Source organism: Sphingopyxis microcysteis, from assembly GCF_012274265.1.
Lineage (GTDB): Bacteria > Pseudomonadota > Alphaproteobacteria > Sphingomonadales > Sphingomonadaceae > Sphingopyxis > Sphingopyxis microcysteis.
Genome location: NZ_JAANYY010000003.1, coordinates 273,638 through 299,605, shown reverse-complemented (window position 1 = coordinate 299,605; position 25,968 = coordinate 273,638). Strand labels below are relative to the sequence as shown.

Genomic DNA, 25,968 nt, shown 5'->3' with positions numbered 1-25,968 from the left:
AGCGCGGCGCTATGCCGACACCCCCCTCCGTCAGCACTGCGGGCTGCCACCTCCCCGCAAGCGGGGAGGATTTTAACCCAGCAGCTCCTGTTCGAGCTTCTTGGCCATTTCCTCGATATTCTCCGGCGGCCAGCCGGGGATGTCCATGCCGAGGCGCAGACCCATCGACGACAGCACTTCCTTGATTTCGTTCAAGGATTTGCGGCCGAAGTTCGGCGTGCGAAGCATTTCGGCTTCGGTCTTCTGAACCAGGTCGCCGATATAGATGATGTTGTCGTTCTTCAGGCAGTTGGCCGAACGGACCGACAGTTCCAGCTCGTCGACCTTCTTCAGCAGGAAGCGGTTGAGCTGGTTGACGTCCGATTCATCGGCGGTGGTCGACGGTGCCGCCATGCCGATCATGCCGCTGTCGTTCATCGCTTCTTCGAAGTGGACGAAGACCTGCAGCTGGTCCTGAAGGATGCGCGCGGCGTAGGCGACGGCGTCTTCGGGGGTGACCGTGCCGTCGGTTTCGACGGTCAGGTTCAGCTTGTCATAGTCCAGTTCCTGACCGATGCGGGCATTGTCGACCTTATAGGCGACCTGGCGCACGGGCGAGTAGAGCGAGTCGACCGGAATGAGGCCGATCGGCGCGTCGACCGGACGGTTGGCGGTCGCGGGAACATAGCCCTTGCCGGTGTCGGCAACGAGTTCCATGTTCAGCGTCGCGCCATCGTCGAGGTGGCAGATGACGTGGTTCGGGTTCATCACCTTGATGTCGCCCGACACCATGATGTCGCCGGCCTTGACGGTCGCGGGACCGGTCGCCGACAGCTGGAGCCGCTTCGGGCCTTCGCCTTCCATCTTGAGCGCGATCTGCTTGACGTTCAGCACGATGTCGGTGACGTCTTCGCGCACGCCGGCCAGGCTCGAGAATTCGTGGAGCACATTCTCGATCTTGATCGACGTGATAGCCGCACCCTGAAGCGACGAGAGCAGCACGCGGCGCAGCGCGTTGCCGAGCGTCAGGCCGAAACCGCGCTCGAGCGGTTCGGCGACGAAGGTCGCCTTACGCTTGCCGTCGCTGCCAGCCTTGATTTCCAGGTTGCTGGGCTTCTTCAATTCCTGCCAGTTCCGGATATTGACAGTCATGGTCTTCCCTTTGCTTTTGGCGGGACGAATTGGGGGTCGACCAATTTGTCCGGCGTTAGGAGTTTAGCGGATGCCGCCCCGGAATGGGGCGCATCCGAAGCAGGCATCAGACGCGGCGGCGCTTGGCCGGGCGGACGCCATTGTGCGGGATCGGGGTCACGTCGCGGATCGAGGTGATGTGGAAACCGACCGCCTGCAGCGCGCGCAGCGCCGACTCACGACCGGCGCCCGGACCCTTGACTTCGACTTCCAGCGTGCGGACGCCATGTTCGGCGGCCTTCTTGCCGGCGTCTTCGGCGCACACCTGCGCGGCGTAAGGGGTCGACTTGCGGCTGCCCTTGAAGCCCATCATACCGGCGCTCGACCAGGCAATCGCATTGCCCTGGGCGTCGGTGATGGTGATCATCGTGTTGTTGAAGGTCGCGTTGACGTGGGCCACACCCGACGAGATGTTCTTGCGTTCGCGCCGACGAAGGCGCTGCGGTTCACGAGCCATGATATATTCCTAACCTAATCCTGAATGGCCGGTGGCGGGCGATGCGCCGCTGCCCCGGCAGGGGAAATAAGGAAGCGCGCCCGGTGGGACGCGCTCGAACCTTATTTCTTCTTACCGGCGATCGCCTTGGCCTTGCCCTTGCGGGTGCGCGCATTGGTGTGCGTGCGCTGGCCGCGGACCGGCAGGCCCTTGCGATGACGCAGGCCGCGGTAGCAGGCGAGGTCCATCAGGCGCTTGATGTTCATCGCCGTGTTGCGGCGAAGGTCACCCTCGACCGTGTGGTCGGCGTCGAGCGTTTCGCGGATCTGGAGCACTTCGGCGTCCGACAAATCCTGAACGCGGCGGCTGTGGTCGATGCCAAGCTTGTTGGCGATGTCGACGGCGGTCTTGCGGCCGATGCCGTGGATGTAGGTGAGCGCGATGATCACGCGCTTGTTGGTGGGCAGGTTGACGCCCGCGATACGTGCCATTGGTAACTTTCTCCTGCTCCACAGGGCCGCAGGCAAACGGCCCCATCTCAAAGCGTCTGATTTCCAACACAAAAAACGGACCACGAATACGCAGCCGCGCTTCGCCGTCCGGTTATGTTGTCGGAATGCAGGCGCAGTTAGGGTGAGTCGTGCCGAAAGTCAAGCGAACTGCGGCGGGTTGCGCTTGATCCGCTGCATCGCTGCGCGGCGGGGAGCATCGCTATGGCGACGATGTAAGGGCCACCGCGCGATCGTGCAACCGGTCGACGACAGCGGCGTGAATTCCCGGCGCGCAAGCGATGACACCAAAGGCCTGCGCGCGCGGCGTGTTGAAGATCAGGGGCGCGCCGAACGCGTCGGTCACCGTCGCCCCGGCTTCGGCCGCAATCAGCGCGGCGGCGGCGACGTCCCATTCGAAGCCCCAGCGCAAGGTGGCGACCAGATCGGCGCGGTCGTCCGCGACCAGCGCCATGCGCAGCGCGATGCTGTTCGGCTTGGTCACGATCACCAGATCGCTGTCGACCTTGGGCAGCGCATCGGCGGGAACCCGCGATCCGGCGAAGGCCGTGCGCTGACTGGCGGACAGTGGCTCGCCATTGAGCTGCGCGCCCTGGCCACGCTGCGCCACCCATAATTCGTCGAGCGCCGGGGCATAGAGGATGCCGAACTCCGGTGTCCCGTCGAGCACCAGCGCGACCGACACGCACCAGCCGGGACGACCGCGGATGAAATCGCGGGTGCCGTCGATCGGGTCGACGCACCACATTGCGCGGCGCGCCAGCCGGTCGGCATTGTCGGCGGTTTCTTCGGACAGCCATCCGGCTTCGGGCACCATGGCGCCGAGCACGGCTTTCAGCCGCGCATCGACCGCCAGATCGACGTCGCTGACCGGATTGTCGTGCGATTTGTGCCAGACATTGACCGCTTTGCCTTCGCCGCGCCACCGCGCCATCGCCATGTCGCCGACCTCGCGTGTCGCGGCGATCGCGGCTTCAAGGTTGCGGCCCGGCATCGGCTGCGGAACCTCAGCTCGACGCGACGGTCATGCCGTCGATGCGCAGCGTCGGCGCGTTGATGCCATGGCGGAACTCGAGGTCGTTAGCGGGCACCAGCGCCGCGAACATATCGATCAGATTCCCCGCGATGGTGAATTCGGCGATCGGTCCGGCGATGACGCCGTCCTTGATCAGGAAACCTGACGCGCCGCGGCTGTAGTCGCCCGTCACCGGATTGACGCCATGTCCGATCAATTCGGTAATATAGACGCCGTCGGCGATCCCTTCCATCAGCGCGGCGGGCGTCACGCTGCCGGCGGCGAGATGCAGGTTGCTCGCGCCCACGCCCGACGCGCCGCCGCCGCGGCTGGCGTGGCCGGTCGGGGTCAGCCCGAGCTGCTTGGCCGATGCGGTATCGAGCAGCCAGCCGGTGATCTTGCCGTCGGCCACCAGATTGCGCGCCGCGGTCGGTAGGCCTTCGCCGTCAAAGGCGCGGCTGCGCAGCCCGCGCAGGCGGTGCGGTTCGTCGCGGATCACGATGCTGCGATCGAACAGCGCGCGATCTTCCTTGCCGAGCAGGAAACTCGTGCCGCGCGCGATCGCGGGACCGGCGATTGCGCCGAGCAAATGGCCGACGATGCCGCCGCTGACGCGCGGATCGAGGATGACGGGCAGTTTTCCGGTGGGCGCCTTGCCGGGGTTCAGCCGGGCGACGGCGCGTGTTCCGGCGCGCGCGCCGATCTCGGCGGCGCTTTCAAGGTCGGACAGATGATGCGCGCTGTGCCAGCCATAATCGCGCTGCATCGCGGCGCCTTCGCCCGCGATGACGCTCGCCGACAGGCTGTGGCCGCTCGACCCGTAACCCCCGGCAAAGCCGTGGCTCGTCGCGAGCGCGAAGCGGGTGCGGCTGTGGCTCGCGCTGCCGCCTTCGCTGTTGGTCACCCCCGCGACCGCGCGCGCGGCTTCCTCGGCCGCGAGCGCGGCTTCGCGCAGCGCAGCGGGATCGGCTTCGCTGCCGTCGTCCAGGTCGAGGTCGGGAACCGGGCCTTTGAACAACAATTCTTCGGGTGCGAGCCCCGCATAGGGATCTTCGGGCGCCTCGCGCGCCATCGCGACGCAGCGTTCGACCAATTTGGTCAGCTCGCCCGCATCCATGTCGGCGGTCGACACGCTGGCGCTGCGCTGGCCGACGAAGACGCGCAGCGAAATATCCTGCCCCTCCGACCGCTCGACATCCTCGAGCGCGCCCAGCCGCATCGACACCGAGGTGGCTGCGTTGCAATAATAAAGTGCGTCGGCGGCATCGGCGCCCGCCTTGGCGGCGGCGTCGCAGAGCATCTGCGCGCGGTCGAGGGCTTCGGAAACGGTCAGCATTGCCGCGCCCTATACGGCGGGCGGCAGGGCGTCAAACCTGGCTGCCGGTGTTTACTTGATGATCGCGGCGATTGCGTCGGTGGCGGCCATCGCGCCGCTGACCCACAAAAAGGGCAGCGTCAGCGCCGCAACCCACAGGCGGCGGACGTCGCGGCGAAAGCGCGCGTGCAGCCCCCAGCTGGCGAGCGCCTGGCGGCTGAGGTGATACCAGCGGCGTTCGGTCGAACGCGCGACGGGAACGGCAAGCGCCAGCAAAATGATCAGCGCCGCAAAAATCAGCATCGATGAGGCGCCCGCGGCGATCGCACTCGACACCAGCCAGATCTGCAATGCGGCGAATGCGACCAGCGCGGTCGCGGCGTGCCAGGTCATTCGGCGACCGAGACTTCGCGCTGCCGGCACACTATGTGTCGAGCGCCGCCACAGGCGCGGTCCGAATGCTGATGCCATTTTTCAGCCCCCTTAGGCTGGCGATTCCCAGAAACGCCACGATTTCAGCCCAATATTCCCGAGTCAAGACAGGTTGGCACCGATTCGTTAACAATTCCGCTCGCTTCACCCCGGATTCGCAACCAAATCGCGCCGGATCGCCCAAAATATTGCAATTTTCGTGCGATGGGCCGTGTCGACACCGATGAGCCGACCGCGAAATACGACTGGCGGTGGTCGAAGGCGGCGGGCGGTTGGTCGAAGCCTTGCATCCGCCCGCGACGTTGATAGCGTCTAGTTCCAGTCGTTCTGCTGTACTGCAACACGGGGAAAATCATCATGCGTTATCTGGCCTTACTCGCCGCCCTGACCCTGCCGGTCGCGTCCGCTGCGGCGGCCGAGGGCGACAAGCCCGCAGTCGAACCCAAGCCTGCGGCGCTGATCGCCGACGGGGTGCCCGAAGTCCCTGCCGAACTGGCGGCGGCGACGCGGCCGTACATGGAAAATCGCGGCGCGGGCTTCGCCGGCTGGAACCCCGTCGACAAATCGATGCTGATCGCCACCCGCTTTGGCAACACCGCGCAGCTCCACCGCGTCGCGATGCCGATGGGGGCGCGCAAACAGATCACTTTCGAGGCCGAGCCGGTCGGGTCGGGCAGCTGGGCGCCGCAAAAGGCCGATGTGATGCTGGTGCAAAAGGACATCGGCGGCAATGAATTCTATCAGATCTATGCGATGAAGGACGGGCGGCTCGAGCTGCTGACCGACGGCAAGAGCCGCAACGGGCTTAACGCGTGGAGCAAGGACGGCCAGCTCGTCGCCTTTACCTCGACGTTGCGCAACGGCCGCGACAGCGACATTTATGTCATGGATCCGCGCGATCCCAAATCGCGGCGGATGGTGGCGCAGGTTGAAGGCGGCGGCTGGCGGCTGGTCGATTTCGCCCCCGACAAAAGCTGGGCCTTGGTCGGCAAATACACCTCGGTCCAGAAATCGGACCTGTTCCGGCTCGACCTCGCCAGCGGCGCGATGACCGCGATCGGTGACCATGGCAAGACGGTGGCGCTTGGCGGCGCGAGTTTTGCGCCGGACGGCACGATCTGGATGACCAGCGACGAGGGCAGCGATTTCCAGCGGCTCGGCACGCTCGATCCCGCGACGGGCAAATTTACCCCGAAAGGACCCGCCGAGAAATGGGATGTCGACACGTTCGACATCGCCGAAGACGGCAGCTTTATCGCCTATGTCGTGAACGAAGCCGGTACGTCGAAACTGCGGCTGCTCGATCCCGGGACCGGCGCGGTGCGCACCGTCGATGGCCTGCCCGCGGGGATCATCGGCGGCCTCAGGATTGCGCCGTGGGGCGAGATCGGCATCACCTTCACCTCGGCGCGCAGCGCCGCCGATGCGTTCAGCGTCGATCCCAAAACGCTGGCGGTAACGCGCTGGACCGAAAGCGAGACGGGCGGGCTTGACGTGACGAAGAATGTCGAGCCCGAATTGGTGAAGGTCAAAAGCTTCGACGGGCTCGAGGTATCGGGCTTCCTCTATCGCCCCGACCCGGCGAAATTCCCCGGCAAGCGGCCGCTGATCATGAACGTCCACGGTGGGCCCGAGGGCCAGTCGCGCCCGGGGTTCATGGGGCGCAGCAATTATCTGCTCAATGAAATGGGTATCGCGCTTTTCTATCCCAACGTCCGCGGCTCGACCGGCTATGGCAAGACCTTCGTCAGCCTCGACAACGGCCCCTTCAAGCGCGAGGACAGCGTCAAGGACATGGGCGCGTTCCTCGATGCGCTGGCGAAAGACAAGACGCTCGACGGGGCGCGCTTCGGCCTGACCGGCGGCAGCTATGGCGGCTATATGTGCTATGCGGCCGCGACCCAATATGCCGCCAAGCTGCGCGCCAACCTCTGTGTCGTCGCGATTTCGAACTTTGTCACCTTCCTGGAAAACACCCAGGATTACCGCCGCGACCTCCGCCGCGTCGAATATGGCGACGAACGCGATCCGGTGCAGCGCAAGAAGCTGATGGAAATCTCCCCGCTGACGCGCGTTGCCGATATCAAGAAGCCGCTGTTCGTCGTCACCGGCGCCAACGACCCGCGCGTCCCGGCGTCAGAGGCCGACCAGATCGTCGCGGCGGTGCGCAAGAACGGCGGCACGGCTTGGCATCTCGTCGGGACCAACGAAGGCCATGGCTTCGCCAAGAAGGAAAATGCCGACTATAATTTCTGGACGTCGCTGCTGTTCTGGAAGCAATATTTGCTGAACTGAGTTGGTCCGTCGCCCCCGCGAAGGCGGGGGCCGCTGACGGTCCTGCGGTTGGTCGCGGTGCAAACCGACTGCGGCCCCAGCCTTCGCGGGGGCGACGTTTAATCAACCCTGCGGCGGAACCGGCAGCGGCTCGGCGTCGGCTTCATCGGGCGCCGTCGGCATCGGCGCCTGACCGCTGGCCTGCCGTTCCAGCTCCTCGGCGGCCTTCTGGCGCTCGGCGAGCGCGCGTTCCTCGGCGACCACCGCGGCCTCGACGTCGGCGGCTGCCGAATCGATCCCCGCCAGACGCTTGGCGCGTTCGTCGGCGATCATCGCCTGCCAGTCGGTCTTGTCGGCGGCCTGGCGCTCGGCCTTGGCACCCGCGACCAGCGCCTGCGTACAGCCGGTGAAGCCGCCCAGCCCGGTCGGCGAGCAGCTGTCGGTGCCGAAGCGACCGATGCGCTCGACCGCGACGACCTTGTTCGCCCACGCCTCGTTGCGCACGTCGAGCGGGTTGCCGCGCAGCATCTCGGGAACGCGGTAGCGCTCGCCTTCGGGCAATTTTGCGCAGACCAGGATTTCGTCGGGTGCGCCCTTGGGGCATTGATCGTCGCCATAGACGACAACCTGATTGACCTTCTCACCGTCGACCGTCTGCTGCGCTGCGACGGGTACCGACAGCGCGCTACCGGCGATGACCAGGGCGAAAAGGGGGAGGCGGCTCATCGGATTTTCCTTCGTCTGCTCGGGCGTGGCTTGGCACTGCGACCCTGCATCCGCCATGAACGAATGCCGAGCCGCCAATCTATCAGATACGCTTCGACAGCGCGATGGCTGCGCGGCATCCGGCGCGGATCGCGAGGCTCAGCACCGGATAACCCGGCGCGCTTTCGGCGCCCGCGGCCAGCGCGGCCTCCTTATGCTCGAGTTCCTCGGCGCGGAAATCGGCCACCGCAGCGCTGAGTTCGGGGTCGCTGTCGTCCAGTTCATCCAGCTGGTCGCGGTAATGGCGATCGATTTCGGTCTCGACCGCGGCAGTGCAGGCCATCGCGGCGCGCGGACCCATCGCGGCGGTGACCGCGCCGAGTGCGAACCCCGCGACGTTCCAGAAGGGCTGGAGCGCGGTCGGGCGCACGCCGCGCCGCGCGATCATGGCATCAAAAAATTTGCGATGCCGCTCTTCCTGTTCGGCCATATGCGCGATTTCGCGCGCCATCGGGTGGCGGTCGCCCATCACCGCAAGCTGTCCGGCATAGATGCGCGTTGCGCCATATTCGCCGGCCTGATCGACGCGGATCATCGATGCGGTGCGCTTGCTCGTCATACGGCCGATGTGATCCCTCGGCGCAGCAAGGTCAAGACGAGCGCTGCCGCGCCGAGCGAAAAGATCGCGTTGAACCCCGCGAGCGAAATCCCGAACAGCGTCCATTGTGCGGTGTCGCAGCGGATCAGCGGCGCGTTCATGATCGCATCGAGCGACACCGGGCCGCCGCCGCCGGTCGCGCAGGTGGTCAGCCCCTCCCAAAAGCCATATTCGACCCCCGCGTGGTAGATGCCGATGACGCCGCTGATCGCGATCGCAAGCGCGGCGAGCAGCGTCAGGCTACGCATCGCCTTGTCATTGGCGCGCAGCAACAGCGCGAGCAGCGCGAGCACGATCGCCGCCTGATGCGGCCAACGCTGCCAGTAACACATTTCGCACGGGTGCAGGCCAAAGCCGAACTGCGACACCAGCGCGCCGCCATAGAGCAGGAGCGGCGCGAGAAATGCGACGAGGGGAGCAGAAATCCGCGATTGAAGCATCAAAAACTATCCTGCAATTTAACCGTCATCCCGGCGAAGGCCGGGATCTCGCCGTTGCGATGGGACGCGAGGGTAAGATCCCGGCCTTCGCCGGGATGACGGAGAGAAAAACCGTGGCTCAGTTGCGCGCGGTGGGCTTGGCGGGCTTGACCGGTGGCTTGCTGCTCTGCGCCATGCGCGGCGCGGCCGGGCTGATCCGCCCGATCGTCTGCAACGCATAGTGCAGCTGGAAATCCTCGATCCCCTTGGCCTTCAACTCGGCGGCGGTCGCCGTGAACCGCGGATCGGCCTTTTCGTCCTTTTCGATCAGCCCGTCGTCGACCTTTTTCTCGTTGATCAGGTGGCGGCGCAGATCGCTTTCGCGGAACTTCGGCCGCGACGCATAATCGGGGTCAGAAATCTGCGGCACCCGGATGTCGGGTTCGATGCCGCCCTCCTGCACGCTGCGCCCCGATGGGGTGTAATAGCGCGCGGTGGTCAGCCGCAGTGCGGTCGTGTCGCTCAGCGGCAGCACCGTCTGCACCGACCCCTTGCCAAAGCTGCGTTCGCCCATGACGATCGCGCGGTGCTGATCCTGCAGCGCCCCGGCAACGATTTCAGAGGCCGAGGCCGAGCCCGAGTCGATCAGCACAACCACCGGCGCGCCGCCCGCCAGGTCGCCGGGTTCGGCGAAGAAGCGTTCGATGTCGCCCTTGCGCCGGCCGCGCTGCGACACGATTTCGCCGCGTTCGAGGAACAGGTCGCTGATGCCGACCGCCTCATCGAGCAGCCCGCCGGGGTTCGAGCGCAGGTCGACGATCCAGCCGCGCGGTTTCTTGCCCAGCGATTTTTCGACCGCCATCATCGCCGCGCGCATGTCGGTGGTCGCGTCGGCGGAGAAGCTGGTTACGGTCAGCACGCCAACGTCGCCGCTGACTTCCCATTTGACGGGTTTCAGGTCGATGATCTCGCGCGTCAGCGACATTTCGATCGGCTTGTCCTGGCCCTCGCGAACGATCGTGACGTCGATCTTGGTTCCCGGACGTCCGCGCATCTGATCGACCGCCTCGTCGAGCGTCAGGCCAAAGATCAGTTCCTTGTTGATGTGGGTGATATAGTCGCCCGACTTGATCCCTGCCTTGTCGGCGGGCGTGTCGGCGGTCGGCGCGATGACCTTCACGACGCCGTCTTCCATCGTCACCGACAGGCCCAGCCCGCCATATTCGCCATCGGTCTGGGTGCGCAGGTTCGAAAAGCCGCGCGCGTCGAGATAGCCCGAATGCGGATCCAGGCTCGCGAGCATACCGTTGATCGCGCCCTCGATCAGTTTTGAATCGTCGACCGGTTCGACATAGTTGGATTTGACTTCCAGATAGACGTCCATGAAGCGCGAGATTTCTTCCTGCGTCTTGCTGTCGACGCTCGCCATCGCGCCGGTCGCGAGCGGTACCAGCGCCAGCGTCGAGAGCGCGGCGGCGCCCTGCCACAAGGCGAAGCGGCGCTTCGAGGATGCGGGCTTCTTGGTCGAGTCGGTCATGTGCGTCTTTCACTCAGGCGGGATCTTCCGCCATATATACCCCGGCTCGCCATCCTCCTACGCATTTGCGCAGGCGTCAAGCGGTGCATCCCGATAGGGGACAGCGCCCGAACGGGGGATTAATCAGCCCAAATCCGGGCAAGCGACGTCACCCGATCATCGCCACAATATCCACCGGGCGCCCGCCGCGGCGCAGTTCGACGGTGATGCGGCTGTCGTCCGACCCGGCGCGGCCGATCGGGGCGCCGCTGTCCAGCGTGTCGCCGACCCCAACCGATAATCCGATCATGCCGGTCAGCAGCGAGACCCAGCCGCCGCCATGGTCGATGATCACGATCTTGCCATAGCCGCGATAATCGCCGGCAAAACTGACCCGGCCGGGGGCAGGGGCAACGACTTGTCCGCCGGGCCGCGCCGCAATCGTCACGCCGCGCGAGCGGACCCCGCTGTCGTTGACCTCGCCCAGCCCGGCGACGATGCGACCGACGACGGGCAGCCGATAGGCGCCTCGCGTGAGCTCGGCTTCGGCCGGAGTGGGCGGCGCGGCGTTGGCCAGGCTGCTGGCGGGGTTACGCGGACGCGGCAGCGGACCGGCAAGCTGCGCCAGTTCGGCGCGCACCGCGCTGTCGGCCTCCAGCGAATCCATGAGTTCGACGATATCGCGCGCCTTTTCGCCCAGCCCGAGAGCGCGATCGGCTTCAAGTTGGGCGCTGCTCATCAACTCGCGCGAGCGCAGCCGCCCTTCATTCTCCAGCCGGGTCAAGGCGCTGCGCCGCTCGGACAGCTGGACCTTGCTGGCCGCCAGCGCCCTCAGCGCGACCGCCTGCTGACGGCGGGTGATCTGCAGCTGCGCCAGTTCCTGCCGTACCCCGGCGGTGCGTTGTTCGATCACCGGCATCGCGGCGTCGATCACGGCGCGCGCGTGGACCATGTCGGTGAGCGATCCCGGCTGCGCCAGCACGCTGACCGGGGGCTGGCGGGAGAGCTGCTGGAGCGATGCGGCGAGTTCGAGCAGCGGCTGTTGCTGCTCTGCCAGCGCCGCGCGCTGGGCTGCCAGGCGGCGACTGACCAGCGCGACGCGCGCTTCGCCGGCGCTGATGTCGGCCTCGGCCGACTGGATGCGCGCGGCCAGCGCGGCGCTGCGTTTCTTCAGCCGGTCGGCCTCGTTGCTGGCCGCCGCCGCCTGCGCTTCCAGCCGCGTGCTGCGCGCCATGGCCTCGGCGGACTGCTGCTTGGCGCCCAGCAATTGTTCACGCTCGCGTGCGGCAATCGCGGCGGGATCGAAGATGTCGCTTTGCGCCAGCGCCAGCGCGCCGCCCGCCACGATGGCGAACAGCGCCAGCGCGGTGAACATGCGCCTCATTGGCGCCCCTCGCGGTGATAGGGATGGTTCGCGATGATGCTGGTCGCGCGCCACAATTGCTCCGCAAGCATCGCGCGCGCCATCAGATGCGGCCAGGTCGCGCGGCCAAAGGCGATGACCTTGTCGGCGCCCTCGCGCTCGTCGGGTGTAAACCCATCGGCGGCGCCTAGGCAGAAGCGCGCCTCGCGCACCCCGCCGTCGCGCCATTTTTCCAGCAGTTTCGCAAATTCGAGCGACGACATCTGGTCGCCGCCCTCGTCCAGCAGCACGGTGCGGCTGTTGTCTGCCGCGACAGGCATCCGCCCGCCGGTATCGGGAAGCTCGGAAATCTTCTGAGCCCAGGTCACGCGCTTCATATAGCGCTCGACCAGCTCGGCCTCGGGAGAGCGCCCGATGCGCCCGCGCGCGATGATGTGCAGCAGCATGGGTTTTTGTTCACCTTCGGTGAAGGCGGGCTGGTGCCGCCTCTGTCGGCCTTTAGGCCGAACAGATCAAAAACGTCAATTTGCCAGCGTGACGGGCGGCGCGTCGCCGAACGACCACATGCGCTCGAGGTTGTAGAAGCTACGGACCTCGGGACGAAACAGGTGGACGATGACGTCGCCCGCATCGAGCAGCACCCAATCGGCATTGGGCAGTCCTTCGACACGAACGCTGCGGCCCGCTTCCTGCTTGATCCGCTGCGCCAGTTTCTCGGCGATCGCCGAGACATGGCGCGTCGACCGGCCGCTCGCGATCACCATATGATCGGCGATGCTGCTCTTGCCGGCAAGCGGGATGGAAATGGTTTCCTGGGCCTGGTCCTCGTCCAGCTGGTGGAGGATCAGCGCGTGGAGCGCTTCCACGCTGTCATTGGCGGGTGCGGCGCCGGAGGCGGCCCCCTGGGTGGCGGAGATCAAATGCGTCCTTTCTTGGTCGGTTCCACCAGCCATGAACGCGTGATCGGGTCGCGCAGCGCGCGGCCTTCATAGCGTTCGAACCAGCGGGGGTTGGCCTGCCGTATCGCAGTTGCGGATCGCACATCGGGCGAAAATCGCAGGAACACGAGGGCGGGCGGTCTCCAGTCTGTCCAATGCTTTTTCTGGTCTGCGGGCCGGACAAAGCGCCGCAGCCATCCCATCGCACGTCTTGCATGGGCGCGGTCGTTATAACCCGGACGCGCGATTACCGCAATCGGCATCAAACGGGCTATTTCCCGCCAGTCGCGCCATTGGGGCAGCTGGACCAGATTGTCGGCGCCCATGATCCAGATGAACTGCCGGTTCGGGTAACGCCGCACGAGCTTTTTCAGCGTATCGATCGTGTAACGGGTGCCAAGTTCGGCCTCGATCGAGGTCGCGCGGATCGGCGATCGGCGCGCCATTTTCTGTGCCGATGCGAGCCGCGCCGGAAGCGAGGCCATGCCCGCCTTGGGCTTCAGCGGATTGCCCGGCGACACCAGCCACCACAATTCATCGAGCCCGAGCGCGTCGATCGCATTCAAACTGATCGCGCGATGCCCGCCATGCGCGGGATTGAAGCTGCCGCCGAGGAGGCCGGTGGGGATCACAGCAGGGTTTGCCAGTCGCTGCGGAGATGGATCACGCGCAAAACCACCAGACGTTCGGCATTAAGGCTATAGAGCAGGGCGAAGGGAAGCTGGCCGAGGCGCCATTTGCGGAGGCCTGTCGCATCGACAAGCGATCCGGCATGAGGCGTCAAAGCGAGAAAGTCGCTCGCGCGATCAGCTGCCGTCAGCAATTGGTCGGCCAAATCAAAATCGACGAGAAAAAGGCTGTCCGCATTGTTCAGCAGGTCGTCGTTCGCCGCCTGCGACCATTGGACCTTGATCACGCCGCGGCTTTGTCATGCTTTGCGTGGAGTTCGCCCCGCTTCGCGGCGATGAACTGCTTCATCTCTTCATGCGAGATCAGCGGTTCCTCGCGCGCCGACCGTTCGCCTTCTTCTATAATTGCAAGCATCTCCGCTTCGCGTTCGACGAACTGCCTGACCGCTTGCGCGACCAACCAGGATCGCGACCGGTCATAGCGCTCCGCGAGCCTGTCGAGCGTTTCCAACGTCGCCATGTCAAGGCGAGTGGTGATGGGAGTCGTCGGTTCCATAGTCCATTGTATCATTTGTATACAAGTGATTCAAGGTTCCTCGATATCATTGACCCCTAACGCAGTCGACAGGGCTCGTCGAGCAGGCGGGTCGATCACTTCAGGCATCGTATAACAATATTGCCCCGGTTCGCCGGCTCGCTGGGCTTTGATTCCGAGGTTACGGGTAACGTCGGCAAAGGCTTTGTCATATCCCGCATCGCGTCGTTTGGCGACACGGGCTGCACAGGCGGCCGAAAACGGCGTGGCGGCGATGCAGGCGTTGAACAAAATCAATTCGGAAGTAGAAAAGCTGTCGCTGACCGCTTTGCTTTCGGCCATGTCCTTGATCGCGCGATCGGCGAGAAAACGGTGTTCGGCCAAAATTTCTTTCAGCGATGGCGATCTCCGATCGCGGAAGCCGGATTGTGCGGCGGGCGTCTCGCTAGGCCGTAGCTCGCCACCTTCCAGCAAGAAGCAGCTGGGATCGAAGAACATGGTCAGCTTCATAGGCTCCCGCGAATTCACCGAGATTTTGGAATCCCTGATGGTCTGGACCAGACGATCAACCAGATTGCCCCGCGCCAACTGTTCGCCCCATCCATCGCTTGCGCGCCAAATCAGGACCGTATCGCGCGCCACCAGCCAGCCAAAGGGCGTCGCGGCGATCAATAGAACAAGCGCCGCCCAGCGAAGCCACTTCGCCCTGCTGCGGCGCTCCCCGTTTTTCAAGGACGGACCTGCCCCGTTCCGCGCACCAGCCATTTGTACGTCGTCAGCCCTTCGAGCGCGACCGGGCCACGCGCGTGGAGCCGCCCCGTCGCGATGCCGATTTCGGCGCCGAGGCCGAATTCGCCGCCGTCGGCGAATTGCGTCGAGGCATTGTGCATCACGATCGCGCTGTCGACGCCGGTTAGGAAACGCTCGGCGTTCGCGGCATGCTCGGTGACGATCGCGTCGGTATGCTTGCTCGAATGCGCATCGATATGCGCGAGCGCGCCGTCGATCCCGTCGACCAGTGCGACCGAGACGATCGCGTCGAGATATTCGGTGTCCCAGTCGCCGGTCGATGCGGGCTCGACATGCGGGCTCAGCGCCGCGATTCCCTTGTCGCCGCGCACTTCGCAGCCCGCCTCGACCAGCGCATCGACGATGGCGAGTGGCGCTACATAGGCGCGGTCGATCAGGATCGTCTCGGTCGCGCCGCAGACGCCGGTGCGGCGCATCTTGGCGTTGACGGCAAGCTCCACCGCCTTCGCCGGATCGGCGGCGCCGTCGATATAGAGATGGTTGATCCCGTCGAGATGCGCGAGCACGGGCACGCGCGCCTCATCCTGCACCCGTGCAACCAGCCCCTTGCCGCCGCGCGGGATGATGATGTCGATCAGCCCCTGCGCCCGCAGCATCGCGCCCACCGCGGCGCGGTCCTGCGTCGGCACGAGCTGTACAGCATCGGCAGGCAGTCGCGCCGCAACCAGCCCCGCGGCGAAGGCCGCGTGAATCGCGCGGTTCGAATGCACCGCCTCGCTGCCGCCGCGCAGGATGACCGCGTTGCCCGACATCAGCCCGAGTGCCGCGGCGTCGGCGGTCACATTGGGGCGGCTTTCGTAGATGATGCCGACGACGCCCAGCGGCACTCGCACGCGGCTGAGCACCAGCCCGTTGGGGCGCGTCACGCGGTCGATCTCGGCGCCCGCAGGATCGGGCAGCGCCGCGACGGCGTCGATCGCGTCGGCGATCCCGGCGAGCCTTGCTTCGTCGAGGCGCAGCCGGTCGAGCATCGCGCCCGACAGGCCATTGGCCTGTCCCGCGGCCATATCTTCGGCGTTGGCGGCGAGTATCTCGGGCGAACGGGCGCGGATCGCCGCCGCTGCGGCGACCAGCGCCGCGGCTTTTTCCGCGGTCGGAGTCAGCGCCAGCCGTTTCGCCGCGACGCGCGCGCGCGCGCCCATGTCGGCGATCAGGGCGGCGGCGTCGCTGGGCAGGGGCGGGGCAGAGAGAGCTTCGGCGTTCATCGCGCTGCCACTATCATGTTTTGCGTGGCGCCCGAAAGTCCCGTTGCGCCCAGCCTCGCCCACCTTTAGTCAAGACGGCATGAGCGGGGATATCGAAGGCATCGGGGCGGCGGTAACCGCGGGGCTGGCGGGCCGCGCGGTCGAACCGCAGCATGGCGGCACGGGCGAATCGCCGGGCAGCCTGCGCTGCCTGAATTGCGGCACCAGCCTGACGGGTTCGCATTGCCATCATTGCGGCCAGCGCGCCGACGTTCACCGCAGCTTCGGCGCGATCGGGCATGATCTGGTCCATGCGATCTTCCATTTCGAGGGCAAGATCTGGAACACGCTGCCGCTCCTCGCCTGGCGTCCCGGCGACCTGACGCGCCGCTATATCCATGGCGAGCGCGCGCGCTTCATCTCGCCGCTCGCGCTGTTCCTGTTCGCGGTGTTCCTGACCTATGCGGTGCTTGCGATGGTCGGCAGCGGCGATTTCGGAAGGGGCTTGAACGACGGCATGGGCTTTGACGAGGCCGTCGCCGAACAGACGCGGACGACCGCGATCAAGGACAGCATTCAGCGCGAGGTCGACCGGATCGACACCGAGCTGGCGAAAAAGGACATTGCGGCCGCCAGCCGTCAGGAGCTGGAGAGCGAACGCGACATATTGCAGAAGAGCGCCGAATATCTCGGCGTCGCGCGGGCGCGCAGCAAGAGCGAGCGGTCCGCCGATCGCGCCGCGGGACCCCCGGTGCTCGACGATCCGGGGAAGCAGGTGATGACAAGCGTCGATTTCATCTCGCGCAACAAGGTCGACACGGGCGTGCCCTTCATCGATCGCGGGCTGGAAAAGGCGCTCGCGAACCCGGCGCTCGTGCTCTACAAGGTGCAGGCAAACGCCTATAAATTCGCCTGGGCGCTGATCCCGCTGTCCCTGCCTTTCATGTGGCTGCTCTATCCGTTCAGCCGACGCTTCCACACTTACGACCATTTCGTCTTCGTCACCTATTCGATCTCGTCCATATTGCTGCTGTTCGTCGTGGTGCGGCTGCTCAACCTGACGATCTTCGGCGAACTCGCGACTTTCTTTGCGCTGCTCTACGTGCCGTTCCACATGTATCGCCAGCTGCGCGGCGCCTATCGTTCGTCGCGGTTCGGGGCGTTCGTTCGCACAAATTTGCTGCTGTTTTTCAGCCTGTTCTCGGTGATGATGTTCATGTTCCTGCTGCTCGCGCTCGGCGTGATGGGGTAACCCCAAAGCTGGCGGCGCCGAATCGTAACAAAGGCCGGGCAAAGAACCCGCCGATCGAGGAGGAGATTTGCGATGCATCATCAATGGGGCGAAATGGATCGGCGCCAGCTGATCGCGCTCGGCACCGCGGGGCTCGCGGCATTGTCGCTGCCCGGCGCGGCGGCGGCGATGATGGCGCAGGGCTTTACCCACGGCGTCGCGAGCGGCGAGCCGGGGGCGAATTCGGTGCTGCTATGGACGCGCTACGCTGCCGCCAGCGATACGATGCTGACCGCCGAATTGTCCGAAACGTCGGATTTCGCCAAGATTTCGGGCGGCGGCAGCGTCACCGCGATGGGCGACCGCGACCATACCGCCAAGCTCGGCGTCACGGGACTTCAGCCAGGCCGCTGGTATTACTACCGCTTCGTCGCCCCCGACGGCACCAAATCGCTGACCGGCCGCACCCGCACGCTGCCCGCGGGACCGACCAGCGCTTTCACTCTCGCGCTCTTTTCCTGTTCGAACCTGCCGTTCGGCTGGTTCAATGCCTATGCCCATGCCGCGGCGCGTCAGGACATCGATCTGGTCGTCCATGCGGGCGACTATCTCTATGAATATCCGGTCGGCGATTATCCTTCGCTCAAACAGGCGGTGCCGGGGCGCACGATCCAGCCGGCACACGAGATGGTGGCGCTCGCCGATTACCGCCTCCGCTACGCCGCCTATCGCAGCGATCCCGACCTCGCACGGTTGCACGCGCTGTTTCCGATGATCGCGCAATGGGACGATCATGAAACCGCGAACGACAGCTGGAAGGGCGGGGCAGAAAATCACAATGACGGCGAAGGCAGCTGGCCCGACCGCGTCGCTGCTGCCGAGCGCGCCTATCGCGAATGGATGCCGGTCGCCGATACGCGCTGGCGCGATTACCAGGTCGGCGACCTCGCGACGATCTTCCTGCCCGAAACGCGCCTGACCGGCCGCGACAAGCCGTTCGAGATCGACGAGATCGTCGCGGGCGACGGCGACACGGCCGCCACGTTGCGGCAGTTCGCCGAAACCGCCTATCGCGATCCGGCGCGCCAGATGATGGGCGCCGAGCAGGAAAAGTGGCTGTTCGACGGCTTCGCCGCTTCGACCAAAGCCGGCACGCGCTGGCAGGTCTGCGCGCAGCAGGTGGTGATGGGCAGCCTGTTTACGCCGCCCGAGTCAAAGGATTGGTTCGGCGCCACCATGGCCGACGTTGTCCGCCGCCGCGTCGAAACGGCGCAGCTTGCGGCCAAAGCGGGGCTGCCGTTCAACTTCGACGCGTGGGACGGCTATCCGGCGGCGCGTTCGCGGTTGCTCGCCGCGGCCCAGCGAGCCGATGCCGACCTCGTCACCCTGACCGGCGATACGCACAACGCCTGGGCGTTCGACCTCAGTGAGGGCGGCCGCGCGGCCGGGATCGAGATCGCCGGGCAGAGCGTCACCTCGCCCGGCTACGAAGGCTATACGCGCGGCATTTCCGACGACGCGCGGGTGTCGGCGCTGCGCGCCGCGTCGCCGCAGCTCAAATGGGCGAACACCCAGGATCGCGGCTATGTGACGGTGCAACTGACGCGCGACCGGGTGACGGCAAACTGGCACAGCGTCGAAACGATCCGTACCCATAGCCCGGTGCTGAAAGGCACCCACAGCATGACCGCGGCGCGCGGACGGCGGAAATATGACGCGGCTTAGCTGTAGGGCGGCGTATCCTCGAATTCGGCGAACCAGGGATAGTCGTTCGCAACGCTGACGGTGAAATTGGCGGGGCGTTTTTCGAGGAAGCTCGACACACCCTCGGCGGCATCGGCGCTGCGCCCGCGCGCAAAGATCGCACGACTGTCCCAGCGGTGTGCGCTCATCGGGTGCGGCGCGCCGAGCATCCGCCACAGCATATGGCGGGTGAGCGCGACTGACACCGGCGCGCTGTGCTCGGTCAGCTCGCGCGCCTTGGCGATAGCGGCGTCGACCAGCTCGCCCGGCGCGTGGACCGACTGGACGAGGCCTTTTTCATGCGCTTCGGCGGCGTCGATCAGCCGCCCCGAATAGCACCAGTCGACCGCGTTCTGGATGCCGACCAGCCGCGGCAGGAACCAACTCGATGCAGCCTCGGGGACGATCCCGCGCCGCGCAAAGACGAAGCCGTAACGCGCCGTCTCGCTCGCGAGGCGCGCGTCCATCGACAGCGTCATCGTCGCGCCGATGCCCACCGCGGCGCCGTTGATCGCGCCGAGCACGGGTTTCTTGCAGTCGAAGATGCGCATCGACACGCGCCCGCCCGAATCGCGGATCAGCGGGTGCGACCAGTCGATCGTGCCATCCTCGGCCACCGGGCTCGCCGACATCCCATCGGGCAGGATCGCCTGCTTGTCGGTGCGCTTGTCATAATCGAAGGTCGCGGCGCCTTGGCCGAGGTCGGCGCCGGCGCAAAAGGCGCGGTCGCCCGATCCGGTGAAGATCACCGCGCGGACGCCGTCGTCGGCGTCGCATTCATCGAGTGCGGCGACGATCTCGAGCATCATTTCGGTGGTGAAGGCGTTCATCCGGTCGGGCCGGTGCAGTGTCAGCAGCGCGATGCCCTCCTGGCGGTCGAGGCGAATCTGGTCGAAGCTCATTCATCTCTCTCCTTGGATTTAACGTCATCGTTGCAAGCGCCGGGAACTAAGGCAAGCTCTAGTTGACGTAAACGTAAGGGGCAAATCCTCCCTGTGCCGCAGGCATGGGGAGGGGGACCGCCGCGAAGCGGTGGTGGAGGGGCCGCGCCGTCGGCGCCGATCGCCCCTCCGTCAGCGGCTCTGCCGCTGCCACCTCCCCATCGCTTCGCGACAGGGAGGATCATCGGCGACGTGACTGATGACGCGCCCTTGCTTTGCCGCTATAGGCCGCCCGACCGCCCCGGCGCCGCCTCTTCCTGAGTCGCTTGCCGGGGCCATTCATTTGGTTCCGACAGAAAGTTGACCGCCATGGCCCGTCGCCGCCAGATCTACGAAGGCAAAGCCAAGATCCTCTATGAAGGTCCCGAACCCGGTACGCTGATCCAGTATTTCAAGGATGATGCGACCGCGTTCAACGCGCAGAAACGCGGGACGATCAACGGCAAGGGCGTGCTCAACAACCGGATTTCGGAGCATGTCTTTACATTGCTCGGCAACATCGGCGTCCCGACGCACTTCATCCGCCGCCTCAACATGCGCGAGCAGCTGATCCGGCAGGTCGAGATCGTGCCGATCGAGGTGATCGTGCGCAATGTCGCCGCGGGCACGCTGTCGAAGCGCCTCGGGATCGAGGAGGGGACGCAGCTCCCCCGCACGCTGATCGAATATTGCTACAAGGACGACGCGCTCGGCGACCCGCTGGTCGCCGAGGAGCATATCGCCTGCTTCAACTGGTGCAGCCAGGACGAGCTTCACGATATTCAGGATATGGCGATCCGCATCAACGACTTCATGTCGGGCATGTTCGCCGCGGTCGGCATCCGCCTGATCGACTTCAAGCTCGAGTTCGGGCGGCTTTACGAAGGCGACTTCAGCCGCATCATCCTGGCCGACGAAATCAGCCCCGACGGCTGCCGTCTGTGGGACATGACGACGAACGAAAAGCTCGACAAGGATCGCTTCCGCCGCGACCTCGGCGGCGAGGTCGAAGCCTATCAGGAAGTCGCGCGTCGGCTCGGCCTGATGCCCGAGGGCGGCGAGAATGCCGTGCTCGACCTCGAAAGCCACCGGAAGAAAAAGGGCAGCTGACCAGCGCGTCGCCCCCGCGAAGGCGGGGGCCGCTGGCGGCTTAGCGCAGCAGCGCCGCGTAGACCGACTGCGGCCCCCGCCTTCGCGGGGGCGACGGGTTTGATCAAATATTGATGCTCGTCGGAATCAGGCTCGGCTGCAGATACGGGTAGGACTGCATCCGTTCGGCATTGCGCGCGACGATCTCGGCCTCGACGCCTGTCAGCGCCGCCTGGAACCACGCCAGCGGCCCTTCGGCGCCCGTTACCCGCGGATCCTGAAACCACGTCGGATAGGGAAAAGCGTTGCTGCGATAATCGCCGAGCGGGCGATAATGCACCGACCCCAGCAGTTCGAGCACATTCAATTGTTCGAGCGCGAGCGCCATCGGCGGCATCATCGCGAGCCAGCCCGGCTTGTCATGCCCGCGCTGACCGCTCGGCGCCGCCTGCCAGCCCGCACCCGTGAACGCGGGCGCAAACGCCATGATGTCCTTTTGCGGGAAGTTGACGGCGGCGTGCTGCGCGCTCGCGGTGAACATCACCATCGTGCAGATTTCGGCGAGCTGCTTGCGGCTGAGGATCGCTCCGAAACCCTTGATCTTCGCTTCGCCTGCAAGGCACGCGGCCCATGCGGCGAGTTCGGTGTCGCCGGTGACATCGGCGTCGCTCGCATAATAGAGGTCGACATATTGCCGTGCCCATTCGTGGATCGTGTTCCACACGAGCAGCGCATCGTCGCGATACGGATATTCTGCGAGCGCTGAATCGACGCCGACGCCGCGTTCGGCGAGGTCCGCGGGTAGCATCTTGCCACAGAAATCGAACGCCAGCCGGGCATCGACCGCGGCGAGCTGGCTCGACGTGATGGTGCCCGCGAAAATATGGTCGATCGGGCCGCCTGGCGCGATCAGCGAGGTTGCGGCCTGATCGTTGATGAACAAGGTGCCCTCGAAATGCGGCACCAGCAGCGCCCAGATGGGGTGTACCTCGGCGAGGTGGCGGTGGGTGGCGACCGCGAACGCCTCGATCACCAGATGGGTGCGCGCGAGATGCGCGAACAGCTCGTGATAATTTCCGTCGGCAACCTGCACGACGAACTTCGCCATTTCCCAGCCCCATAGCTTGTCGGCGGCGGGGGAGGGGGTGAAGATCGGCCAGTCGGCGGGGTCCTGCCCGCACTGGATCGCGACCGGCACCAGCGATGATCCACCCGGCGGCACCGCAAACAGCGCCATCGGCTGCCAGGCATATTTGGCGAGGCTGCCATAGGTCCCGGGATCGAGGACTTCGAGCGGCTTGTAGTCGAGGATGAACAATCGGCCGTCGGCGAGCGCCGCGGCCAGCGTGTCGCCATTGACGACCGCGGCATATTGCGCCGCGCTCAACCCGAAATTGGCGGGCAGGGCGCCGTCCACCGCGGCAATCAGCATGCAGTTCGGACCTTGCACGCGCAGGCGGGCGAATTCGCCGTCGCTCTGGAACATGTAACTGATCCCCGGCACGGGCAGCGTCGCGAACAGCGCGCGATACGCTTCGATGCTGCGCGGGGTCCGGCTGCCGAGCCCCATCGCCTCATCGATCTTCATCAGCGCCTCGATCCGCTCCTTATAGCCCGTCAGCAGCGCGATATGCGCGTCGCGTTCGGCGGCTGCGACGGCATTTTCGACATCGCCGACGATCCGTTCGAAGATATTGCCGCCGCTGTGGACGCCATGGTCGGCCGCGATCTTGGCGGTCGACGCCTCGATCGCGTCGCATTCGGTCAGCGCGGCTTCATATTGCGCGCGCGGGCTGTCGAGTTCGCCCTTGTCGACCCCGCCAAGCTTTACGGTCAGCGCGTTGCGGACGATGCCCAGCCCGACGCCGATCAGGATCACGAACCATGCGATCGTCGGCTCGTCATTCTTCGGCACCGCGGTGGCGAGCGGCACGCCGGGCAGCGTCGGGACGTCGGTCGTCCACTGATAGACCGCCTGCGTCGCGGTCAGCTGCGCCGCGCGCGCCGCTTGCTCGGCAGGGGTGTCCTGTTGCGGCAGTGTCGGGGCGGCGGGCGGCATCGGTGTCGTCGGCGTGGTAGTGGCGGGGGTCAGCGGCGGCATCGGATAGGACATGACGTGGCTCCTGTCGGGCGCGTGAAATCGGTCGCCGCTTGTCGCCGGACATGGTTAATATTTCGCAAGCCATTGGCCCGCTGCGGCCCCCTAGGCCTGTGATAAGACGTGGTTTCGATCCTTAACCGATGCTTTACCCCTGCTTGTTATCCGAAGGGGATGACGGGGGTCTTTAACAGATTGATCACGCGGATTTTTCCGCCGGTGCCGGACGCGATCCGCGACGATGTCGCGATTTTGCGCGCCAATCGCATCGAAACGCTGACCCCGATGCTGTTCCTGATGCTCGCGGCGACGACGCCGACCGCAATCTACGCCGGGGTGGCGACAGTCCACCCGATCATTCGTATCGGCTTTCCGGTGACCCTGGCGATCGTCGGCGTCCTCGGGTTCCTGTTCCTGATGCACAACCGCGGTCGCCGGATGAGTCCGCGCCGCGCCAGACGCATGATCCGCGAGGCGAGCTGGGTGTCGGGCACCACCGGCCTGATGTGCAGCGTGTGGACGGTGACCAACTGGCTCGCCGCGCCCGCGGCGACGCACAGCTATTATGCGATGATCATGGCGATGGGATCGCTTGCGACCGCCTATTGCCTGTCGTCGATCCGCTTTGCCACCATCGTCAATCTCGGCATCGGCCTCGCGCCGGTGGCGCTGTTGATGCTGACGTCGGGCAACCCGCCCGAAATCGCTGCGGGAACCAGCCTCGTTATCGCGACGCTGTTCCTGCTTCGCATGGTGATCCAGCAGCACGGGCAGGTCATCGACCTGCTCGAACTCCAGCGGCAGATGCGCGAGCTTGCGCACACCGATCCGCTCACGGGCCTTGCCAATCGCCGCGAATTCGACCTGCGGATCGAGGAAGAGATTGCCAAGGCCGACGAAAGCAGGCCGTTCGCGATCGCGCTGCTCGATCTCAACGGGTTCAAGCCGGTCAACGACCAGCACGGCCACGCGGTCGGCGATCTGTTGCTGTGCGAAATTGCTGAGCGCCTGCGCCGCGCCTGCGGCAATCATGCGATGGTGGCGCGCCAGGGCGGCGACGAATTTGCCATATTGGCGCCCGCCGGATCGCCGCTGCTCGCGACCTCGCTTGCCGACCATATCCTCGCGGCGCTGGCGGCGCCCTATCGCATCGACGGTCGCCCGATCCGCGTCGGCGCGAGTGTCGGTACGGCCCGCTGGCCCGACCATGGTCAGACGGTGCGCAAATTGTGCGAAGTCGCCGACGGCGCGCTCTATGCGGCCAAGGCTGCCGGCCGCGGGCACGCGGCGACGGGCGAACCCGGCGGGCGCCGGTTCGGCGCCAATCCGGGCGCCGACGTCCAGGCCTATTCCTGATCCGTCAGGCGCGGGCGGTCCCTGCCGCAGGCTTGTCCGAACGCCGCGCCACGATCGATGAAATCCGCGCCAGAATGCCCGCATTTCGGCGCGTTTTGACCCCGATCTTATCGGTTTGGTAACCATCCCTCTCTAACGCATTGTCAAATAGCGTGGGGATTTCAGCATGGATGTTTCAAAGGTTACTGCGGCGGACCAAACGCGGTCGATCAACTGGGATCTGCTGGAAAAAATTGTCGTCACCTTGCTGCTCGGTACGCTCGCGACGCGGATGATCCCCGCGGCGGTCGAGAGCGGAGCCTGGCAGAACTGGATCATCCTGCTCGCCGAGGGCTGCGTGGCCTTTTTCGTGCTCATTCGGCGGCCCACGACGGCGATCACGCGGCGTCCGCGCGATTGGGTGCTGGGTTTCGGCGGAACCTTCGCCGCGATGCTCGCGGTGCCGTCGAGCGATGTACCGCTGGTTCCGCTCCAGATCTGTCTGTTCCTGATGCTGGCGGGGCTGTTTATCCAGCTCTATGCCAAATTCATCCTGCGCCGCAGCTTCGGCGTCGTTGCTGCCAATCGCGGCGTCAAGATCGGCGGGCCGTATCGCTTTGTGCGGCACCCGATGTATGCCGGCTATGCGCTGACGCATATCGGCTTCCTGCTCAGCGGCCCCACGGTCTGGAACTTTGCCGTTTATGCCCTTGCGCTGGGGCTGAATATCGCGCGGCTGGTCGCCGAAGAGCGGGTGTTGATGGACGATCCGGCCTATCGCGAGATGGCGGCGCGGGTTCGGTATCGGCTGTTCCCCGGTATCTTCTGACCCGACAATGGATATGGACTGGCTGCTCGGCTTTATCGACGTCAAGGCGATCCTGATCGTCATCCTGATCTTCGGGCCGCTGGAACGCATGTTGCCGGCCCGCCCGCAACAGCCAGCGCTGCGACGGGCATGGACCACCGATGCCGTTCATTGTGTGGTCAATCGTATCCCGATCGGAATCGGGCTCGGGCTGGTCGCGGCCTTGTCGATATGGCTGGGCGATGCCGCCGTACCGGCGTCCTTTCGCGCCAGTGTCGCCGCGCAGCCGCTCTGGCTCCAGACGGTCATATTGATGCTGCTCGCCGATCTGATCTTCTACGCAATGCACCGGCTGTTTCATACCGTTCCGGCACTTTGGCGCATTCACGCCATTCATCACAGCATCTCGGACCTCGACTGGCTCGCCGCCTATCGCATCCATCCGCTCGACCAGATATTGACCAAGGGCGCCTCGCTGATCCCCGCCTTTGCGCTGGGTTTTTCCGATGCGGCGCTGGCGATCTTCTTCGTCGTCTTCCAATGGCATACCTTGCTGTTGCACAGCAATGTGCGGATCGGCTTCGGGCCGTTCAGCTGGCTCGTCGCATCGCCTTGTTTCCATCATTGGCACCATGCCAATGACCCGGCGCACTGGAACCGCAATTTCGCGGCGCAATTCCCGCTATGGGATATATTGTTCGGTACCGCGCAGATGCGGCGCGATGCGATGCCGGACCGTTATGGCATCGAGGATCCGGTGCCGCCGGGCTACGGACGCCAGATGGTCTATCCGTTTCAGCGGGAATCCAAGGACGCGGCTTGAACCATATTTGGCC

Annotated in this window: 27 protein-coding genes; 7 read left to right on the top strand and 20 right to left on the bottom strand. The window is 65.4% G+C overall.

Features of this window, described 5'->3' with window-relative positions:
* Window positions 1–72 precede the first annotated feature (72 nt).
* The 6 genes from G9408_RS09175 to G9408_RS09150 all read right to left on the bottom strand — a co-directional run bounded on the left by G9408_RS09175 (window position 73) and on the right by G9408_RS09150 (window position 4,838).
* A complete protein-coding gene (locus G9408_RS09175; protein ID WP_120215359.1) occupies window positions 73–1,131 on the bottom strand; it encodes a DNA-directed RNA polymerase subunit alpha in 1,059 nt (352 codons plus the stop codon).
* Window positions 1,132–1,237: 106 nt separating this feature from the next.
* Entirely contained in the window at window positions 1,238–1,627 is a 390-nt protein-coding gene (gene rpsK, locus G9408_RS09170; protein WP_003040416.1) for a 30S ribosomal protein S11, read from the bottom strand.
* Window positions 1,628–1,728: 101 nt separating this feature from the next.
* Complete coding sequence (gene rpsM, locus G9408_RS09165) at window positions 1,729–2,097, bottom strand: 30S ribosomal protein S13 (protein ID WP_120215360.1); 369 nt, start codon at window positions 2,095–2,097, stop codon at window positions 1,729–1,731.
* 220 nt (window positions 2,098–2,317) lie between these two features.
* Entirely contained in the window at window positions 2,318–3,109 is a 792-nt protein-coding gene (locus G9408_RS09160) for an inositol monophosphatase family protein (protein WP_168453718.1), read from the bottom strand.
* A 13-nt stretch (window positions 3,110–3,122) separates the two neighbouring features.
* Entirely contained in the window at window positions 3,123–4,466 is a 1,344-nt protein-coding gene (locus tag G9408_RS09155) for a TldD/PmbA family protein (protein ID WP_168453717.1), read from the bottom strand.
* A 51-nt stretch (window positions 4,467–4,517) separates the two neighbouring features.
* Entirely contained in the window at window positions 4,518–4,838 is a 321-nt protein-coding gene (locus G9408_RS09150; RefSeq protein WP_232014792.1) for a hypothetical protein, read from the bottom strand.
* A gap of 396 nt (window positions 4,839–5,234) precedes the next feature.
* Here G9408_RS09150 and G9408_RS09145 point away from each other — a divergent pair, with 396 nt between their 5' ends.
* Window positions 5,235–7,172, top strand: a complete 1,938-nt coding sequence (locus tag G9408_RS09145) for a S9 family peptidase (protein ID WP_168453716.1) — start codon at window positions 5,235–5,237, stop codon at window positions 7,170–7,172.
* 102 nt (window positions 7,173–7,274) lie between these two features.
* Here the strand turns inward: G9408_RS09145 and G9408_RS09140 are convergent, their stop codons facing one another.
* The 12 genes from G9408_RS09140 to G9408_RS09085 form a co-directional block, all read right to left on the bottom strand.
* Window positions 7,275–7,877, bottom strand: a complete 603-nt coding sequence (locus G9408_RS09140) for a hypothetical protein (protein WP_120218042.1) — start codon at window positions 7,875–7,877, stop codon at window positions 7,275–7,277.
* 82 nt (window positions 7,878–7,959) lie between these two features.
* Window positions 7,960–8,475: a demethoxyubiquinone hydroxylase family protein gene (locus tag G9408_RS09135; protein WP_168453715.1), complete on the bottom strand. Its 516-nt coding sequence runs from the start codon at window positions 8,473–8,475 to the stop codon at window positions 7,960–7,962.
* Window positions 8,472–8,954, bottom strand: coding sequence for a disulfide bond formation protein B (locus G9408_RS09130; protein ID WP_168453714.1), 483 nt, complete (start codon window positions 8,952–8,954; stop codon window positions 8,472–8,474). The genes G9408_RS09135 and G9408_RS09130 overlap by 4 nt, the downstream gene beginning before the upstream one ends.
* 118 nt (window positions 8,955–9,072) lie before the next feature.
* Window positions 9,073–10,470, bottom strand: a complete 1,398-nt coding sequence (locus tag G9408_RS09125; RefSeq protein ID WP_168453713.1) for a S41 family peptidase — start codon at window positions 10,468–10,470, stop codon at window positions 9,073–9,075.
* A gap of 148 nt (window positions 10,471–10,618) precedes the next feature.
* Window positions 10,619–11,833 carry a murein hydrolase activator EnvC family protein gene (locus G9408_RS09120; RefSeq protein ID WP_168453712.1) on the bottom strand — a complete coding sequence of 405 codons (1,215 nt, stop codon included), beginning with the start codon at window positions 11,831–11,833 and terminating at the stop codon, window positions 10,619–10,621.
* On the bottom strand, window positions 11,830–12,258 hold the full coding sequence (locus G9408_RS09115; protein WP_120215371.1) for a 23S rRNA (pseudouridine(1915)-N(3))-methyltransferase RlmH: 429 nt from the start codon (window positions 12,256–12,258) through the stop codon (window positions 11,830–11,832). The genes G9408_RS09120 and G9408_RS09115 overlap by 4 nt, the downstream gene beginning before the upstream one ends.
* Window positions 12,259–12,333: 75 nt before the next feature.
* On the bottom strand, window positions 12,334–12,765 hold the full coding sequence (gene rsfS / locus G9408_RS09110; RefSeq protein ID WP_408021867.1) for a ribosome silencing factor: 432 nt from the start codon (window positions 12,763–12,765) through the stop codon (window positions 12,334–12,336).
* Window positions 12,729–13,382 (bottom strand): nicotinate-nucleotide adenylyltransferase, encoded by a 654-nt coding sequence (locus tag G9408_RS09105; protein WP_168453710.1) that lies wholly within the window; start codon window positions 13,380–13,382, stop codon window positions 12,729–12,731. The genes rsfS and G9408_RS09105 overlap by 37 nt, the downstream gene beginning before the upstream one ends.
* Window positions 13,379–13,666, bottom strand: a complete 288-nt coding sequence (locus G9408_RS09100; RefSeq protein WP_168453709.1) for a type II toxin-antitoxin system RelE/ParE family toxin — start codon at window positions 13,664–13,666, stop codon at window positions 13,379–13,381. The genes G9408_RS09105 and G9408_RS09100 overlap by 4 nt, the downstream gene beginning before the upstream one ends.
* Window positions 13,663–13,935 carry a CopG family ribbon-helix-helix protein gene (locus G9408_RS09095; protein ID WP_168453708.1) on the bottom strand — a complete coding sequence of 91 codons (273 nt, stop codon included), beginning with the start codon at window positions 13,933–13,935 and terminating at the stop codon, window positions 13,663–13,665. Before G9408_RS09095 ends, G9408_RS09100 begins: the two co-directional genes overlap by 4 nt.
* A 30-nt stretch (window positions 13,936–13,965) precedes the next feature.
* Window positions 13,966–14,646 (bottom strand): hypothetical protein, encoded by a 681-nt coding sequence (locus G9408_RS09090; RefSeq protein WP_168453707.1) that lies wholly within the window; start codon window positions 14,644–14,646, stop codon window positions 13,966–13,968.
* Entirely contained in the window at window positions 14,643–15,929 is a 1,287-nt protein-coding gene (locus G9408_RS09085; RefSeq protein WP_168453706.1) for a glutamate-5-semialdehyde dehydrogenase, read from the bottom strand. The genes G9408_RS09090 and G9408_RS09085 overlap by 4 nt, the downstream gene beginning before the upstream one ends.
* 79 nt (window positions 15,930–16,008) lie before the next feature.
* Between G9408_RS09085 and G9408_RS09080 the strand changes: the two genes are divergently transcribed.
* Both G9408_RS09080 and G9408_RS09075 read left to right on the top strand, forming a co-directional pair.
* Window positions 16,009–17,160 carry a DUF3667 domain-containing protein gene (locus G9408_RS09080; protein ID WP_168453705.1) on the top strand — a complete coding sequence of 384 codons (1,152 nt, stop codon included), beginning with the start codon at window positions 16,009–16,011 and terminating at the stop codon, window positions 17,158–17,160.
* Window positions 17,161–17,232: 72 nt separating this feature from the next.
* The gene (locus G9408_RS09075; protein WP_168453704.1) at window positions 17,233–18,864 is read left to right on the top strand and encodes an alkaline phosphatase D family protein; all 1,632 of its coding nucleotides are present in this window, start codon (window positions 17,233–17,235) and stop codon (window positions 18,862–18,864) included.
* On the opposite strand, the gene G9408_RS09070 is transcribed toward G9408_RS09075, so the two are convergent.
* On the bottom strand, window positions 18,861–19,784 hold the full coding sequence (locus G9408_RS09070) for a crotonase/enoyl-CoA hydratase family protein (protein WP_168453703.1): 924 nt from the start codon (window positions 19,782–19,784) through the stop codon (window positions 18,861–18,863). The genes G9408_RS09075 and G9408_RS09070 overlap by 4 nt on opposite strands.
* 348 nt (window positions 19,785–20,132) lie before the next feature.
* On the opposite strand from G9408_RS09070, the gene purC reads away from it, so the two are divergent.
* Window positions 20,133–20,912, top strand: a complete 780-nt coding sequence (purC, locus tag G9408_RS09065) for a phosphoribosylaminoimidazolesuccinocarboxamide synthase (protein ID WP_120215381.1) — start codon at window positions 20,133–20,135, stop codon at window positions 20,910–20,912.
* A gap of 103 nt (window positions 20,913–21,015) precedes the next feature.
* On the opposite strand, the gene G9408_RS09060 is transcribed toward purC, so the two are convergent.
* Window positions 21,016–23,004: a lipoxygenase family protein gene (locus G9408_RS09060; RefSeq protein ID WP_168453702.1), complete on the bottom strand. Its 1,989-nt coding sequence runs from the start codon at window positions 23,002–23,004 to the stop codon at window positions 21,016–21,018.
* Between the two features lie 159 nt (window positions 23,005–23,163).
* Between G9408_RS09060 and G9408_RS09055 the strand changes: the two genes are divergently transcribed.
* The 3 genes from G9408_RS09055 to G9408_RS09045 all read left to right on the top strand — a co-directional run bounded on the left by G9408_RS09055 (window position 23,164) and on the right by G9408_RS09045 (window position 25,955).
* A complete protein-coding gene (locus G9408_RS09055; protein ID WP_235957659.1) occupies window positions 23,164–24,345 on the top strand; it encodes a GGDEF domain-containing protein in 1,182 nt (393 codons plus the stop codon).
* 166 nt (window positions 24,346–24,511) lie between these two features.
* Complete coding sequence (locus tag G9408_RS09050) at window positions 24,512–25,153, top strand: methyltransferase family protein (RefSeq protein ID WP_168453701.1); 642 nt, start codon at window positions 24,512–24,514, stop codon at window positions 25,151–25,153.
* A 7-nt stretch (window positions 25,154–25,160) separates the two neighbouring features.
* Window positions 25,161–25,955 (top strand): sterol desaturase family protein, encoded by a 795-nt coding sequence (locus G9408_RS09045; RefSeq protein WP_210423300.1) that lies wholly within the window; start codon window positions 25,161–25,163, stop codon window positions 25,953–25,955.
* The last annotated feature ends 13 nt before the right edge of the window (window positions 25,956–25,968 follow it).